This is a genomic window from Streptomyces sp. LMG1-1-1.1 (genome assembly GCF_040815545.1).
Lineage (GTDB): Bacteria > Actinomycetota > Actinomycetes > Streptomycetales > Streptomycetaceae > Streptomyces.
Map to the genome: position 1 here is coordinate 158,931 of NZ_JBFPNH010000002.1, position 15,523 is coordinate 174,453.

Sequence of the window (15,523 nt, forward strand, 5' to 3'; positions counted from 1 at the left end):
CGGAACCCGACCGAGGTTTTACGTATAACGTCAGGAGTCATACGTACCATGACGGCAGTACGCGGGTCCACCCCGCGCCCCAGTGACCGTCCGACGCGGAGGCTTGTGTGCAGACCCCGGAGCCGCTCGGCGGCACGCGCCCGACCAGCCGGGACGTCGCCCGCACCGCGGGCGTCTCACAGGCCACCGTCTCCCTCGTGCTCGGCGACAAGTGGCGCGGCCGCGTCTCCGAGCGCACCGCGGAGGCCGTGCGGGCCGCCGCCAGGGACCTCGGCTACCGGCCCAACCTCGCCGCCCGCAACCTCCGGCTCGGCCGCACCCGCACCGCCATGCTCGTCGTGCCGGCCCTCACCAACGAGTTCTTCGCCCATGTCCACACGGGCGCGGCCCTCGCCGCGGCGCGGCACGGCTTCGGCGTCGTCCTGTACCCCTCCCCCGACGGCGTCGGGCCCGCCCGCGACCCCTTCGCCTCGGCCCAGGCCGCGCTGGACGGCGTCATCGCCTCCTCCATGGCCGCCGACGCCCTCAAGGCCTTCCGGGGCAGCGACCTGCCCCTCGTCATGCTCGACAGCGACCCGTCCGACCCCGGCGCCTCGGCGCACCTGAACCTCGACGTCGCCGACGGCATGCGGCGGGTGACCGACCACCTCCTCGGCCTCGGCCACCGCCGCTTCCTGCACCTGGCGTCCGCCGTCCCGTCCTGGACCTTCGACGTGCGCGCCGCGGCGCTCGCCGACGCCCTGCGCGGCGCGGAGCTGCGCACGGTGCGCTCCGCGCTGAACGTCACCGACGCGCGGTCGGCCGCCCACAGCGCACTCGGCGTCCCCGGCCTCCGGCCCACCGCGGTGGTCTGCGACGACGACATCCTCGCGGTCGGCGTCCTCAAGGCCGCCCGCCGGCTCGGACTGCGCGTCCCCGAGGACCTGTCGATCACCGGCTTCGACGACCTGTCCCTCGCCGGCGCGGTGGAACCCGAGCTCACCACGGTCCGGCTCCCCGCCGAGGAGTTCGGCAGCCGGGGCATGGAGGCGCTCCTCGCCGTCCTCGCGGGCGAGGCGCCCCCGCCGGTCACCCTGCCCGTGACCCTCGTCCAGCGCGGCTCCACCGGCCCCGTACCGGCTCCCTGAGGCCGGAAAAACGCCGGAGGGGCCCCGGTCCGTGCGGACCGGGGCCCCTCCGGGCCGAGCCGACTACTCCTCCGGAGCCTCGTCCGAGGGCTCGTCCGTCTTCGTCACGGCCGCGTTCTCCGCCTCCAGGAGACGGGACAGCTGACGGCCGACGATCCGCTTGAACTTGCGCTGCTGCGGACGCGTGCGGTCGAGGACCGCCACCTCGAGGCGCTCCGCGGGGATCTCCCGCTCGGTGCCGTTGGTGTCCCGCGACAGCGCCTGGACGGCGAGCTTCAGGGCCTCGGCCAGGGACATGCCGTCCCGGTGCCGCTGGTCGAGGAAGGAGCTGATCTGCTCCGCGTTGCCGCCGACCGCGACCGAGCCGTGCTCGTCGACGATCGAGCCGTCGTGGGGCAGCCGGTAGATCTGGTCGCCCTCCGGCTCGTCGCCGACCTCGGCGACGACCAGCTCCACCTCGTACGGCTTCTCCCCCGCGCTGGAGAAGATCGTGCCCAGGGTCTGGGCGTAGACGTTGGCCAGGCCGCGCGCGGTGACGTCGTCCCGGTCGTAGGTGTAGCCCCGCAGGTCGGCGTAGCGCACACCGCCGATGCGGAGGTTCTCGTACTCGTTGTACTTGCCGGCGGCCGCGAAGCCGATCCGGTCGTAGATCTCGCTGAACTTGTGGAGGGCGCGCGACGGGTTCTCGCCGACGAAGACGATGCCGTCGGTGTACTGGAGGACGACGAGGCTGCGGCCCCGGGCGATGCCCTTGCGGGCGTACTCGGCCCGGTCGGCCATGGCCTGCTGGGGTGAGACATAGAACGGCGTGGACACCGGCTACCGTCCCTTTCTTCCGGTCTGAAGGGCTTCTACGGGCGACGAACGGTCAGAGCAGGGCCGCGCGCGGCCCGTCGGGCTGCTCGAGACGCCGCTCGGTGACCGACCGGGCCAGCGCGGAGGACTCGGCCTCGCTGAGCCTGCGGAAGCCCTCTTCGGTGATGACGGTGACGATCGGGAAGATCCTGCGCGCCATGTCCGGCCCGCCGGTCGCCGAGTCGTCGTCCGCCGCGTCGTACAGCGCCTGCACCACCAGCGTGGTGGCCTGCTCCTCGGTCAGGTCGGCGCGGTAGAGCTTCTTCATCGACCCGCGCGCGAAGATCGAGCCGGAGCCCGTGGCGGCGAAGCCGTGCTCCTCGGAGCGGCCGCCCGTCACGTCGTAGGAGAAGATCCGGCCCTTCTCCTTGCTCTCGTCCCAGCCCGCGAAGAGCGGCACGACGGCGAGACCCTGCATGGCCATGCCGAGGTTGCCGCGGATCATGGTGGAGAGACGGTTCGCCTTGCCCTCCAGGGAGAGCGTCGCGCCCTCGACCTTCTCGAAGTGCTCCAGCTCCAGCTGGAAGAGCTTGACCATCTCCACGGCCAGGCCCGCGGTGCCGGCGATGCCGACGGCGGAGTACTCGTCCGCCGGGAACACCTTCTCGATGTCCCGCTGCGCGATCATGTTGCCCATGGTGGCCCGCCGGTCACCGGCGAGGACGACCCCGCCGGGGAAGGTGGCCGCCACGATGGTCGTGCCGTGCGGGGCCTCGACGATGCCCTCGGGGAGCTTCCGGCGGCCCGGGAGCATCTCCGGCGAGTGGTCGGCCAGGAAGTCCATGAACGAGGACGAGCCCGGCGTCAGGAAGGCCGCCGGCAGACGCCCGGTGCTACGAGGGTTGGCTTCCACGCGATTCCTTCCGGGTGGGAGAGTCGACCCGCCGTGCGAAGCGCGGGGCGATCTTGGTTGCTGTGCACGGACCATACCCGTGCCACCGCCTGTCATCCGTCCCCGGGCCCGCGGCTTTCTCCGGGGCTCCGGGGACGGAGGAGGACAGGCGCGCGAGGCGGCTACTGGCCGCCCTTCTGAACGAACGAGCGCACGAAGTCCTCGGCGTTCTCCTCGAGCACGTCGTCGATCTCGTCCAGGACGGAGTCCACGTCCTCGCTCAGCTTCTCCTGGCGTTCCTGGAGGTCGGAGCTCGCCTCCGTGGTGGTCTCCTCGACCTCCTCCGTGGAACGCGTCGCCTTCTGCTGTCCGCCGCCGGTGTCCTTGGTCGCCATATCCCTCACCCCGCTCGATTCGGCCCGCTCGGTTGAGTCCGTACAAGATCAGACCCTATAGGGCGGGTCCGACTTCGGCCCCGCAGTTTCCACAACGTCCGGGCACTGATTCCATGATTCCCAGTGCCGGGGCATTTCAGGCCCGTGTCGGGCCCCCGGTTCAGCCGCCGGAAAGCACGCGGACGAGTTCCTCCGCCGTCCGGCAGCGGTCCAGGAGCGATTTCACATGGGCCTTGGTCCCGCGCAGCGGTTCCATGGTCGGGACGCGCTGGAGCGAGTCCCGGCCGGGCAGGTCGAAGATCACCGAGTCCCAGGAGGCCGCGGCGACGTCGTCGGCGTACTGCTCCAGGCAGCGGCCGCGGAAGTAGGCCCTGGTGTCCTCGGGCGGCGCCGTCTCGGCCCGCAGCACCTCGGTGTCGTCCAGGAGCCGCTTCATGCGCCCGCGGGCCGCCAGACGGTTGTAGAGGCCCTTCTCGGGGCGCACGTCCGCGTACTGGAGGTCCACCAGGTGCAGCCGGGCCGCGTCCCAGTCCAGGCCGTCCCGGCGCCGGTAGCCCTCCATGAGCTCCCGCTTGGCGATCCAGTCGAGCTCGCCGGCCAGGCTCATGGGGTCGTTCTCGAGCCGGTTGAGGGTGTCCTCCCAGCGGGTGAGGACGTCCATGGTCTGGTCGTCCGCGTCCGAGCCGTACCGCTCCTCGACGTACTTCCTGGCCAGCTCGAAGTACTCCATCTGGAGCTGCACCGCGGTCAGCGTCCGGCCGCTGCGGAGGGTGACCAGGTACTGGAGGGTCGGGTCGTGCGAGACCTGGTGGAGGGTCCGTACCGGCTGGTCGACGGCGAGGTCGACGGTGATGAACCCGTCCTCGATCATCGACAGGACGAGCGCGGTGGTACCCAGCTTGAGGTAGGTCGAGATCTCCGACAGGTTCGCGTCGCCGATGATCACGTGCAGCCGCCGGTACCGCTCGGCGTCGGCGTGCGGCTCGTCCCTGGTGTTGATGATGGGCCGCTTGAGGGTGGTCTCCAGGCCGACCTCGACCTCGAAGTAGTCCGCCCGCTGGCTGATCTGGAAGCCGTTCTCCCGGCCGTCCTGTCCGATGCCGACCCGTCCCGCGCCGGTCACGACCTGGCGGGAGACGAAGAACGGGGTCAGGTGGCGCACGATGTCCGAGAAGGGGGTCTCCCGCTTCATCAGGTAGTTCTCGTGCGTGCCGTAGGAGGCGCCCTTGTTGTCGGTGTTGTTCTTGTAGAGGTGGATGGGCTGGGCCCCGGGGAGCTGGGCGGCGCGCACGGCCGCCTCCGCCATGATCCGCTCGCCGGCCTTGTCCCAGAGGACGGCGTCGCGCGGGTTGGTGACCTCGGGCGAGCTGTACTCCGGGTGGGCGTGGTCCACGTAGAGCCGCGCACCGTTGGTGAGGATCACGTTGGCCAGGCCGATGTCCTCGTCGGTGAGCTGGCTGGAGTCGGCGACCTCGCGGGCGAGGTCGAAGCCGCGGGCGTCCCGCAGCGGGTTCTCCTCCTCGAAGTCCCAGCGGGCACGGCGGGCCCGGTGCATCGCCGCCGCGTAGGCGTTGACGATCTGGGACGAGGTGAGCATGGCATTGGCGTTCGGGTGTCCCGGGACGGAGATCCCGTACTCCGTCTCGATGCCCATTACTCGCCGTACGGTCATGCGGCCCTCCTTGCCCGGCGTCGCTCACAGTGCGCGACTCGGCGTTACCGAAGAGCCTAGAACGGCTCCGCGCTGGTGGGGAGATCACTTGCGGTATTTCCCGGGCTGCCCGGCGGAATACCGACGGAATGCGACGGCTGCGGATGCCCGGATTCCGGACATCCGCAGCCGGTTCGCGCTTTTACAGGTACTGACCGGTGTTCGCCACCGTGTCGATGGAGCGTCCCGTGTCCGCGCCCTGCTTTCCGGTGACGAGGGTGCGGATGAACACGATCCGCTCGCCCTTCTTTCCGGAGATCCGGGCCCAGTCGTCGGGGTTGGTGGTGTTGGGCAGGTCCTCGTTCTCCTTGAACTCGTCCACGCAGGCCTGGAGGAGGTGGGAGACCCGGATGCCCTTCTGGTTGTGGTCGAGGAAGGCCTTGATGGCCATCTTCTTGGCCCGGTCGACGATGTTCTGGATCATCGCGCCGGAGTTGAAGTCCTTGAAGTAGAGGACTTCCTTGTCGCCGTTCGCGTACGTGACTTCGAGGAAGCGGTTCTCCTCGGATTCCGCGTACATCTGCTCCACGACGGACTGGATCATTCCGTGGGCGGCGGCGGCCTTGGAGCCGCTGTGCTCGGAGATGTCGTCCGAGTGGAGCGGCAGGTTCGCCGTGAGGTACTTCGCGAAGATGTCCTTCGCCGCTTCCGCGTCCGGACGCTCGATCTTGATCTTGACGTCAAGCCGGCCGGGCCGCAGGATCGCGGGGTCGATCATGTCCTCGCGGTTGGAGGCGCCGATGACGATGACGTTCTCCAGGCCCTCCACACCGTCGATCTCGGCGAGCAGCTGCGGGACGATGGTGTTCTCCACGTCCGAGCTGACACCGGAGCCGCGGGTGCGGAAGAGGGATTCCATCTCGTCGAAGAAGACGATGACGGGGGTGCCCTCGCTCGCCTTCTCCCGGGCACGCTGGAAGACGAGGCGGATGTGCCGCTCGGTCTCGCCGACGTACTTGTTGAGGAGCTCGGGGCCCTTGATGTTGAGGAAGTAGGACTTCCCCGCGGGCTGGCCGGTCACCTCGGCCACCTTCTTGGCCAGGGAGTTGGCCACGGCCTTCGCGATCAGCGTCTTGCCGCAGCCCGGCGGGCCGTAGAGCAGGATGCCCTTGGGCGGCCGCAGTTCGTGCTCCTTGAAGAGGTCCGGGTAGAGGTACGGGAGCTCGACCGCGTCGCGGATCAGCTCGATCTGGTTGCCCAGACCGCCGATCTTCTCGTAGTCGACGTCCGGGACCTCTTCCAGAACGAGCTCTTCGACCTCGCTCTTGGGGACGACCTCGTAGACGTAGCCGGACCGGGAGTCGAGCAGCAGGGCGTCGCCGGCGCGGATGGTGACGTCCAGCAGAGGCTCGGCGAGCCTCACCACCCGCTCCTCGTCCGTGTGCCCGACCACCAGGGCGCGCTCGCCGTCCTCGAGGATCTCCTTGAGGGTGACGATGTCCCCGGCGCGCTCGAACTCCATGGCCTCGACCACGTTGAGCGCCTCGTTGAGCATGACCTCCTGGCCGCGCTTGAGCTCGTCGAGCTCGATGCTGGGGCTGACGTTCACCCGGAGCTTGCGGCCCCCGGTGAAGATGTCGCACGTGCCGTCCTCGTTGGCCTGCAGGAAGACACCGAAGCCGGCCGGCGGCTGCGCGAGCCGGTCGACCTCCTCCTTGAGGGCCACGATCTGGTCGCGGGCTTCACGGAGTGTGTTCGCGAGTCGTTCGTTCTGTGCGGACACGCCGGCCAGGCTGGTCTGCAGCTCGACGATCCGCTCTTCGAGAATCCTCGTGTGGCGCGGAGAGTCGGCGAGCTTGCGGCGCAGGACGGCGATTTCCTGCTCGAGATAGGCAACCTGTCCGGCGGGGTCCTCAGACCCTCGCGCGGGCCGGATGCCGCGGTTGATGTCGTCGTCGTGGGCTGCCACGGTCCTCACCTCCTCCAGGGGGAGCTGGACGCTTCCTGACCCTACCTGCGTGGGTGATGATTGAAACCCCTAGATCAAAAAGACTCCGAGGTGTGTCCGATCTTCACCCTTGCGCTTCCCCTCTCGCCAGCTGAATACCCACCCTTCACCGCTTGAAAGCGGGCGGTTGTATCGTCGTCTTTGGCCAACACCCGTCAGGGGTGGCCCGACTTACCGCGCGAAGCAGAAACGGCAGGAGATATGACCGTGCAGCACGAGGCCCCGGCGACGGGCGCCGAGGAGGCGCTGGAAGTCTGGATCGATCAGGACCTGTGCACCGGGGACGGGATCTGCGTGCAGTACGCACCGGAGGTCTTCGAGCTCGACATCGACGGGCTCGCTTATGTGAAGAGCGCCGACGACGAGCTCCTCCAGGACGCGGGGGCGACGACGCCGGTGCCGCTGACGCTGCTCCAGGACGTGGTGGACTCGGCGAAGGAGTGCCCGGGCGACTGCATCCACGTGCGCCGGGTCGCGGACCGGGTCGAGGTGTACGGACCCGACGCGGAGTGAGGGTCAGGCGCCGCGCGCGTCGGCACGGCCGGCGCGCACGAAGGCGCCGCCCTGCCAGTGCCAGCTGACCTGCTCGTTCTCGTCGGGGCAGCAGCGGGGCACGTCGGGGGTCGAGTAGCCGAGCAGCGTGGCGTGCACCGCTCCGTCGCGGACGGAGAGCTCGGTGACGTTCTGGTGCAGCCCGGGCTCGACGAGCGTGGCCACCACGCGCGCGGGGGCGTCCTTCCCCTTGCCGCGGGTGAGGACGTAGAGGCCGTGCGGCGGGTTGCCCGATCCGGCTTCGCAGTGCACGACCGCAACGGTCTCCGGGTTCCCGTCCCCGTCGAGGTCCCCGGTGGCGCGCTTGGCGACCGTACGGGCTCCTCCCCCGCAGTCCAGCGGGTAGTCGGCTCCGGCGGCCTCGGGAGCGGGTGCGGGGCGCGGTGCGGCCGGGGCCGCGCCGGCCGCGCCGGCCGCACCGGGCTGGAGCAGGCCCGCGAGGGCGACGACCGCGGCCGTCGCGGTCGCGGTGGCCAGCCAGTGGGCCGGCCGGGCGTGGGTGTGCGCGAGGTCCGCGAGGTCCGGGGCGGCGGAGTGCTGCACGCGAGACGTCTCCTGTGGGGGTGGTGCGGCGTGGTTTCCGGGCATCGTGCCACACGTCACAGGGCGACGGAACAGGTGGGGTCGACGGCGTCCGGTTCCGGACGGTGCGGGCGGGGACGCGCCGGGTTCCGGGCGGTGCGGGCCGGGACGCGCCGGGATCCGGGCGGCGCGGTCGGGGGCGCGGGCGGCGGGATCCGGAGGCGAACATGAGGACGCCGCCGTCGAGTTCTCTCCCGTGGGCGGGGAACTCGACGGCGGCGCTGTGCGGATGTCGGGACGTCAGCCCTTGTTGGGGCCTTCGTAGTCCTCGCCGTACGCGCCCTTGGCGGGACGGCGGCGGCGCATCGGGGGCTCGACACCGTCCGCGAGGCGGCGGGCGGTGACGAGGAAGCCGGTGTGGCCGATCATGCGGTGATCGGGGCGGACGGCGAGGCCCTCGACGTGCCAGTTGCGGATCATGGACTCCCAGGGCTGCGGCTCGGCGTAGCAGCCGAACTCGCGGATGGACTCCACGGTGCGGGCGAGCTGGGTGGTGGTCGCCACGTAGCAGCAGAGGATGCCGCCGGGGACGAGCGCCTTGGAGACGGCCTCCAGGCACTCCCAGGGAGCCAGCATGTCCAGGATGACGCGGTCGACGTCGGTGTCGGACAGGTTGTCCTGGAGGTCGCCCACGGTCAGCTGCCACGCGGGGTGCGGGCCGCCGAAGTAGCGCTCGACGTTGCCCTTCGCGATCTCGGCGAAGTCCTCGCGGCGCTCGTAGGAGTGCAGCATGCCGCTGTCGCCGATGGCGCGGAGCAGGAAGCTGCTGAGCGAGCCGGAGCCCACACCCGCCTCGACGACGCGCGCGCCGGGGAAGATGTCGGCGAAGGCGAGGATCTGACCCGCGTCCTTCGGGTAGACCACGGCGGCGCCGCGGGGCATGGACAGGACGTAGTCGGGGAGCAGGGGGCGCAGCGCGAGGTAGGCGACGTTTCCGGTGGTACGGACAACGCTGCCCTCGGGGGCGCCGATCAGTTCGTCGTGCGGGAAGGAACCCTTGTGGGTGTGGAAGTTCTTTCCCTCTTCGAGCGTGAACGTGTAGTGACGGCCCTTGGGGTCGGTCAGCTGAACCTGGTCCCCGACCTTGAAGGGCCCGCGTCGGCGGGCGGCACCGGTCGGTTCGGACATGTGAACAAGAGTACCGGGGTTACGAGGACGGTCGTGCCATGGCCTTGACGAAGGCCCGCTCGACGTCGGTGGTGGCCAGGACGCCGTAGATCTCGCCGGTGTCCTCGACGACGAGGTACTCGGTGGCCGGGCTGGCGCGGAGGTGGTCGAGGAGGGGCTGGCCGGTGAGTTCGGCGGGGACCCGCATGCCGTCGGCGATGTCCTGGGCGAGGGTGCTGACGGCGACCCAGGGGCGGCGGTGCTGGGGGACGGCGGCGATGGCGGCCTCGCGGACGATGCCGGTGGGCTCGCCGCCTCCGTCGACGACGACGAGGGCGCGGGCGCCTGCCTCGTTGGCGCGGCGGAGGGCCTCGGAGAGCGGGGTGGTGTGCTCGACGGGGATGGCGCGGCGGGTGAGGACGCGGGCGCGGAGCTCGGGGAGGTGCTCGCGGAGCCGGGCCATGCGGAGGCTGTTGCCGGCGCCGGTCCAGATGATGGCGGCGAGGATCGCGGCGAGCAGGGCGTCGGTGACGGTGGTGAAGCCGCTGATGTCGTCGGTGGAGTTGCCGAGGAGGCCGGTGCGGGTGAGCAGGGGCAGGCCGACGAGGACGAGGACGGCGAGGGCGCGGCCGACCCAGGCGGCGGCGACGGTGCCGCTCATGGGCTTGCCGGTGATCTTCCAGACGACGGCGCGGAGCATCCGGCCGCCGTCGAGCGGGAGGCCGGGGAGCAGGTTGAAGGCGGCGACGATGAGGTTGGAGATCATCAGGCCGGCGAGGAGGACGCCGGGGACGGTGCCGGGCTCGACGGCGTACAGGGAGAGATAGAACACGCCGGAGAGGACGAGGGAGAGGAGGGGCCCGACGAAGGCGAGGACGAACTCGCGGCCGGGGGTCTCGGTCTCCTTCTCGATCTCGGAGACGCCGCCGAAGAACTGGAGCTGGATGCGGCGCACCGGGAGCTTGAAGCGGAGCGCGGCGACGGTGTGCGCCAGTTCGTGGACGAGCACGGAGGCGTAGAACGCGACGGCGAAGAAGAGGGAGACGAGGTAGCGTGCGGCGCCGAGTTCGGGCAGGACGCGTTCGATCTGGTCGCCGAAGACCCAGGTGATGAGGGCGGCGACGAGGAACCAGCTGGGGGCGACGTAGACGGGCACGCCGAAGGGGCGGCCCATGAGGATGCCGCCGCCGGGCTCCTCGGTCCGCTGCGGCTTGGGCTCGTCCTGGTTCACGGGTTCCTCTCGTCGCGTGGTGTGACCCGCGTCGGTGCGTCACGGTTCGATCATGCAGTGCGACGGGGTCCCGGGTCGATGGTATTCCGCGCGATGTCGGTGGCGGGTCGTAGGGTCTTCGTCATGAGTACGAGCGAGCAGGTGCCGGCGGAGCCCCGGGCGCCCATGTCGTTGTCGCCGTCGCGGGCGAGCGATTTCATGCAGTGTCCGCTGCTGTACCGGTTCCGGGTGATCGACCGGCTGCCGGAGAAGCCGAGTCCGGCGGCGACGCGGGGCACGCTGGTGCACGCGGTGCTCGAGCGGCTCTTCGACGATCCGGCGGTGGACCGGACGGCGCCGCGGGCGAAGGCGATGGTGCCGGGGCAGTGGGACCGGCTGCTCGAGTCGAAGCCGGAGCTGGGCGAGCTGTTCGCGGAGGATCCCGACGGGGAGCGGCTCGCGGGCTGGCTGGGCGAGGCGGAGCGGCTGGTCGAGCGGTGGTTCACGCTGGAGGACCCGTCGCGGCTGGAGCCGGCCGAGCGCGAGCTGTTCGTGGAGACGGAGCTGGACTCGGGGCTGCGGCTGCGCGGGGTGATCGACCGGATCGACGTGGCGCCCTCGGGTGACGTGCGGATCGTGGACTACAAGACGGGGAAGGCGCCCCGGCCCGAGTACCGCGACGGCGCGCTGTTCCAGATGACGTTCTACGCGCTGGTGGTCTGGCGGCTGCGGCGGGTGCTGCCGCGCCGGCTCCAGCTGGTCTATCTGGGCAGTGGGGACGTGCTGACGTACGACCCGGTGGAGGCGGACCTGCTGCGGGTGGAGCGGAAGCTCCTCGCGCTGTGGGACGCGATCCGGCTGGCGACGGAGACGGGTGACTGGCGGCCGCGTCCGACGAAGCTGTGCGGTTGGTGCGACCACCAGGCGGTCTGCCCGGAGTTCGGGGGCACTCCCCCGGTCTATCCGCTGAAGATCGTCTCCGCGCGCCCGCCGGAGTCGGGTGAATCGGGGCAGGGCAGAATGGACCCGGCCCCGCCCGCACCGTGAGCCTTGCCCGCACCGTGAGCCGGGTCGCCGTCGTGTGCCCGGCCCGCCCCGTGAAGGAGCCCTTGTGACGATCCGCGTCCTCTTGGTCGACGATCAGCCGCTGCTGCGCACCGGCTTCCGGATGATTCTGGAGGCGGAGCAGGACATCGCGGTGGTGGGTGAGGCCGGGGACGGTCTCCAGGCGCAGGAGCAGGTGCGCGCGCTCCAGCCGGACGTTGTGCTGATGGACATCCGGATGCCGCGGATGGACGGCGTCGAGGCGACCCGGCAGATCACGGGTCCCGGCCGCGACGGTCCGGCGAAGGTGCTCGTGCTGACCACGTTCGATCTGGACGAGTACGTGGTGGAGGCGCTGCGGGCGGGGGCGAGCGGCTTCCTGCTCAAGGACGCTCCGGCGAACGAGCTGGTGCAGGCGATCCGGGTGGTGGCGGCGGGCGAGGCGATGCTGGCGCCGTCGATCACGCGCCGGCTGCTCGACAAGTACTCGGCGCACCTGCCGACGGGCGAGGAGCGGATGCCGGACACGCTGAGCACCCTGACCGACCGTGAGGTGGAGGTGCTGAAGCTGGTGGCGCGGGGCCTGTCGAACGCGGAGATCGCGGCGGACCTGTTCGTCAGCGAGACGACGGTGAAGACGCACGTGGGCCATGTGCTGACGAAGCTGGGGCTGCGCGACCGGGTGCAGGCCGCGGTGTACGCCTACGAGAGCGGTCTGGTGCGGCCGGGCGCCGGCCAGTAGCGGGTCCGCCCGGTCCAGGGCACGGGAAGGGCCCGGCACGCGGTGCGTGCCGGGCCCTTCCCGTGTGCCGTGCGGCGCGCCGGCGGTCAGCCCTTCCGGATCTCCCAGAAGCGGAAGACGGTGGACGCGTCGAGGGTCCATTCGAGGCCGGTGATGTCGTCGCGGGCGACGGCGTACTGCTTGCCTTGCCACAGCGGGAGCATCGGGAGCTCCTCGGCGACGAGGTTCTGGAGCTGTCCGTACTCGTCGCCGGTCCCGGCGCGGTCGGTGATGGCGGCGGTCTCGGGGAGGAGGCGGCCGGTGATGGCGGCGTTCTCGTAGTGGTTGCCGAGGACGTTGCCCTCGCCGAAGAACGGGGAGGTGAAGTTGTCGGCGTCGGGGTAGTCGGGGACCCAGCCCTTGACGTAGACGCCGTACTTGCCGGCCTCGATGTCCTTCTCGTACTGGTCGTAGGCGACGGACTTGACGTCGGCGTCGAAGAGGCCGCTCTCGTTGAGCTGGCCTGCGATGGCCTTCAGCTCCTGGTCGGTGGCCGGGCCGTAGCGGCTGGGGGTGGACCAGAGGGTGAGCTTCACCTTGTCGGTGATCCCGGCGGAGCGCAGGGCCTTCTTGGCCTTGGCCGCGTCGGGGGTGCCGTAGGTGTCGAAGAAGGCGGTGTTGTGGCCGGCTATGCCGGTCGGGACGATCGAGTAGAGCGGGGTGGCCGTCGACTTGTAGACGTGCTCGACGAGGGCCTCGCGGTCGACGAGGTGGGCGATGGCCTTGCGGACGCCGAGCTTGCCGACGACCGGGTCCTTCATGTTGAAGACGAGGTGCTGGACCTCGGCGCTGCTGCCCTGGATGACCTCGATGCCCTTGTCGTCCGTGGTGTCGGAGGTCTCGAGGGCGGCGATGTCGTCGGCGGAGAGGCCTCGGTAGGCGATGTCCACGTCGCCGTCGGCGAGGGCCTTGGCGAGGGCGGCGCGGTCGCCGCGGTACAGCTTGAGGGTGATCCCGTTGTTCTTGGGCCGGGCGAGGCCGCGGTAGCCGTCGTTGGCGGTGAAGGTGGCCGCGGTGTCGCTGATGGATTCCAGCTTGTACGGGCCGGAGCCGGTGGCCTTGCCGTCGGTGCGCAGGGCGTCGGCGGGGTACTCGCGGTGGTCGACGATGGAGCCGGCGCCGGAGGCGATCTTGCTGGGGAAGGTGGCGTCGGGGACCTTGAGGTGGAAGACCACGGTCCGCTCGTCCGGGGTCTCGATCTTGTCGATGGTGGAGAGCAGCGGCGCCGGGCCGGACGGGTCGTCGATCTTGAGGGCGCGCTCGAAGGAGAACTTGACGTCCTCCGAGGTGAGCTTGTTGCCGTTGGAGAAGGTGAGGCCGTCCCGCAGGGTGCAGGTGTAGACCTTGCTCCCGCCGGCGAAGCCGCACTTGTCGGCGGCCTCGGGCTCGGGCTCGAAGCCGCCCTTCGGGAAGGCGAGCAGCGACTGGAAGACGTTGTTGAACAGCAGCCAGGAGCCGGGGTCGTAGCCGGCGGCCGGGTCGGTGGCCAGGATCTCGTCGGACATGCCGACGCGCACGCCGTCACCGGAGCCGCCGGAGCCGCCCTGTTCGGTGCCGCAGCCGCTGAGGAGCGCGGCGGACAGGCCAGCGGCGAGCGGGGCCGTCAGCCACTTGGAGTGTGCCTTCACAGAACGTGCCTCTTGATCTCTATGTCAGACCGGCCGCGCCCTGGTGGCGGCCGGTACCACCGATCGGGACAAGGGGTTATGCGGTCCCGCGGCCCAGTTCCCAGAGGAGCAGGTCGGAGGAGGTGTTGAGGGCGTACTCGACCCCGTTGAGGTCATTGCGCGCGGCGACGTACTGCTTGCCCTGCCACAGGGGCAGGACGGGCACGTCCTGGGCGACGATCTTCTGGATCTGCGCGTAGACGGGGGTCGCCGCGGTGCGGTCGGCGATGCGGCGCGAGCGCGGGATCAGCTGGTCGCGGACGACCTTGTTCACGTAGGGCGTGTTGAGGAAGTTGTCGCTGTCGAGGAAGGGCGCGACGTAGTTGTCGGGGTCCGGGAAGTCCGGGAACCAGCCGAGGCCGTAGACGGCGTAGTCGCCGCGCTTCTGGGCGGTGCGGAACTGCGACCACTCGGAGCCCTTGACGGTGGCGTCGAAGAGTTCGGAGGCGACGAGCTGCTTCTTGATCGCCTCGAACTCCTGGGCGGTCTCGGAGCCGTAGTGGTCGGTGGTGTAGTTCAGGGTCACCTTGACCGGGGTCTTGACGCCCGCGTCCTTGAGGAGCTTGGCGGCGCGCGCGGTGTCGGGCTCGCCGTACTCGTCGAAGAAGGGGGTGGCGTGGCCGGTGATGCTGGAGGGGATGAGCGAGTACAGCGGCTCGGCGGTGGGGCCGTAGACGAGGTTGACCAGGGCGCCGCGGTCGACGACGGAGGCCATCGCCTGGCGGACGGCCTTCTCCTCCACGGAGGGGGCCTTGGTGTTGAAGCCGAGGTAGCGGATCTCCAGGCCGGGGACCTCGGTGATCTCGATGCCGTCCTTCGGCGTCTCGGTGAGGTCCTTGATCTGCTTCTGCGACAGGGAGCGGGCCATCATGTCGATGTCGTCGCTCTCCAGGGCCGCGCCCATGGCGCCGGCGTCGGCGTAGGGACGCAGCTCGACCTTGTCGTTGCGCAGCGTGATGTCGCCCTTGTAGGACGGGTTCTTGGTGAAGACGAACCGGGTGGCCTTCTCGCCGTCACGCTCGACCTTCAGGGTGTACGGCCCCGAGCCGTCGACGTCGAAGCCGTCGCGGAGCCGGTCGGCGGCGTACTTGTCCTTGCTGAGGATGCCGGCGACGGGGGTGGAGAGCTTGTACGGGAAGGTGGCGTCGGGGCTCTTGAGGTGGAAGACGACGCCGTCGGTGCCCTGGGTCTCGACCGTGTCGACGTTCGCGAGGAGCGCGGCCGTGCCGTTGTCCGACTTGATCTTCAGGACGCGCTCGATGGAGTACTTGACGTCCTCGGCGGTGACGGGGGTGCCGTCGGCGAAGGTGAGGCCGGGGCGGAGCTTGCAGCGGTAGCTCTCGCTGGCCTTGTCGGAGAAGCCGCAGCTCTGGGCCGCCTCGGGGACGGGCTCGCCGCCGCCGCGGGGCGTGTGCATCAGGGTCTGGACGGTCTGCCGGAGGATGTTCCAGGCGCCGGTGTCGTAGGCGAAGGCCGGGTCGAGCGGGGCGGGCGCGTCCTCGGTGGCGATGAACTGGTCCGTGGTGCCGACGACGATGGTCGCGGCGCCGTCCTCCACTCCTCCACAGGCGGCGAGCAGAGGGGCGAGCAGTCCGGCCACGGCCGGCAGCACCAGGGTCTTGCGGTTCATCAGGGACGATCTCCTCATCCGGCACTGGGATACAGCGGTCAGTGGGAACTCCGCCGCCGGCCGCCCGGTCGGGGCGGGAGCG

General features: G+C 70.4%; 14 protein-coding genes. 4 read left to right on the forward strand and 10 right to left on the reverse strand.

Annotated features, from left to right (window positions below):
- Positions 1-107 precede the first annotated feature (107 nt).
- Positions 108-1,127, forward strand: coding sequence for a LacI family DNA-binding transcriptional regulator (locus MRBLMG1_RS03510; protein ID WP_367820586.1), 1,020 nt, complete (start codon positions 108-110; stop codon positions 1,125-1,127).
- A 63-nt stretch (positions 1,128-1,190) separates the two neighbouring features.
- Here the strand turns inward: MRBLMG1_RS03510 and prcA are convergent, their stop codons facing one another.
- The 5 genes from prcA to arc all read right to left on the reverse strand — a co-directional run bounded on the left by prcA (position 1,191) and on the right by arc (position 6,829).
- The gene (gene prcA, locus MRBLMG1_RS03515; RefSeq protein ID WP_367820588.1) at positions 1,191-1,943 is read right to left on the reverse strand and encodes a proteasome subunit alpha; all 753 of its coding nucleotides are present in this window, start codon (positions 1,941-1,943) and stop codon (positions 1,191-1,193) included.
- Between the two features lie 52 nt (positions 1,944-1,995).
- Entirely contained in the window at positions 1,996-2,835 is an 840-nt protein-coding gene (gene prcB / locus MRBLMG1_RS03520; protein WP_367820590.1) for a proteasome subunit beta, read from the reverse strand.
- Positions 2,836-2,996: 161 nt separating this feature from the next.
- Complete coding sequence (locus MRBLMG1_RS03525; protein WP_053194491.1) at positions 2,997-3,209, reverse strand: ubiquitin-like protein Pup; 213 nt, start codon at positions 3,207-3,209, stop codon at positions 2,997-2,999.
- A 160-nt stretch (positions 3,210-3,369) separates the two neighbouring features.
- Positions 3,370-4,881: a depupylase/deamidase Dop gene (dop, locus tag MRBLMG1_RS03530; protein WP_367820592.1), complete on the reverse strand. Its 1,512-nt coding sequence runs from the start codon at positions 4,879-4,881 to the stop codon at positions 3,370-3,372.
- Between the two features lie 181 nt (positions 4,882-5,062).
- A complete protein-coding gene (gene arc, locus MRBLMG1_RS03535; RefSeq protein ID WP_367820594.1) occupies positions 5,063-6,829 on the reverse strand; it encodes a proteasome ATPase in 1,767 nt (588 codons plus the stop codon).
- A gap of 240 nt (positions 6,830-7,069) precedes the next feature.
- Here arc and MRBLMG1_RS03540 point away from each other — a divergent pair, with 240 nt between their 5' ends.
- Positions 7,070-7,381, forward strand: a complete 312-nt coding sequence (locus tag MRBLMG1_RS03540; RefSeq protein ID WP_367820596.1) for a ferredoxin — start codon at positions 7,070-7,072, stop codon at positions 7,379-7,381.
- Positions 7,382-7,384: 3 nt separating this feature from the next.
- On the opposite strand, the gene MRBLMG1_RS03545 is transcribed toward MRBLMG1_RS03540, so the two are convergent.
- The 3 genes from MRBLMG1_RS03545 to MRBLMG1_RS03555 all read right to left on the reverse strand — a co-directional run bounded on the left by MRBLMG1_RS03545 (position 7,385) and on the right by MRBLMG1_RS03555 (position 10,283).
- Positions 7,385-7,963: a hypothetical protein gene (locus MRBLMG1_RS03545; RefSeq protein WP_367820598.1), complete on the reverse strand. Its 579-nt coding sequence runs from the start codon at positions 7,961-7,963 to the stop codon at positions 7,385-7,387.
- Positions 7,964-8,242: 279 nt separating this feature from the next.
- Positions 8,243-9,130, reverse strand: coding sequence for a tRNA (adenine-N1)-methyltransferase (locus MRBLMG1_RS03550; protein WP_015032448.1), 888 nt, complete (start codon positions 9,128-9,130; stop codon positions 8,243-8,245).
- A 19-nt stretch (positions 9,131-9,149) separates the two neighbouring features.
- Positions 9,150-10,283 carry a site-2 protease family protein gene (locus MRBLMG1_RS03555; RefSeq protein ID WP_367820695.1) on the reverse strand — a complete coding sequence of 378 codons (1,134 nt, stop codon included), beginning with the start codon at positions 10,281-10,283 and terminating at the stop codon, positions 9,150-9,152.
- A gap of 180 nt (positions 10,284-10,463) precedes the next feature.
- Here MRBLMG1_RS03555 and MRBLMG1_RS03560 point away from each other — a divergent pair, with 180 nt between their 5' ends.
- Both MRBLMG1_RS03560 and MRBLMG1_RS03565 read left to right on the forward strand, forming a co-directional pair.
- Positions 10,464-11,366 (forward strand): RecB family exonuclease, encoded by a 903-nt coding sequence (locus tag MRBLMG1_RS03560; protein WP_367820601.1) that lies wholly within the window; start codon positions 10,464-10,466, stop codon positions 11,364-11,366.
- 64 nt (positions 11,367-11,430) lie between these two features.
- Positions 11,431-12,105 carry a response regulator gene (locus MRBLMG1_RS03565; protein WP_367820603.1) on the forward strand — a complete coding sequence of 225 codons (675 nt, stop codon included), beginning with the start codon at positions 11,431-11,433 and terminating at the stop codon, positions 12,103-12,105.
- 86 nt (positions 12,106-12,191) lie between these two features.
- Here the strand turns inward: MRBLMG1_RS03565 and MRBLMG1_RS03570 are convergent, their stop codons facing one another.
- Complete coding sequence (locus tag MRBLMG1_RS03570) at positions 12,192-13,772, reverse strand: ABC transporter substrate-binding protein (RefSeq protein ID WP_367820605.1); 1,581 nt, start codon at positions 13,770-13,772, stop codon at positions 12,192-12,194.
- 76 nt (positions 13,773-13,848) lie between these two features.
- Positions 13,849-15,441 (reverse strand): ABC transporter substrate-binding protein, encoded by a 1,593-nt coding sequence (locus MRBLMG1_RS03575; protein WP_367820607.1) that lies wholly within the window; start codon positions 15,439-15,441, stop codon positions 13,849-13,851.
- Positions 15,442-15,523 lie beyond the last annotated feature (82 nt).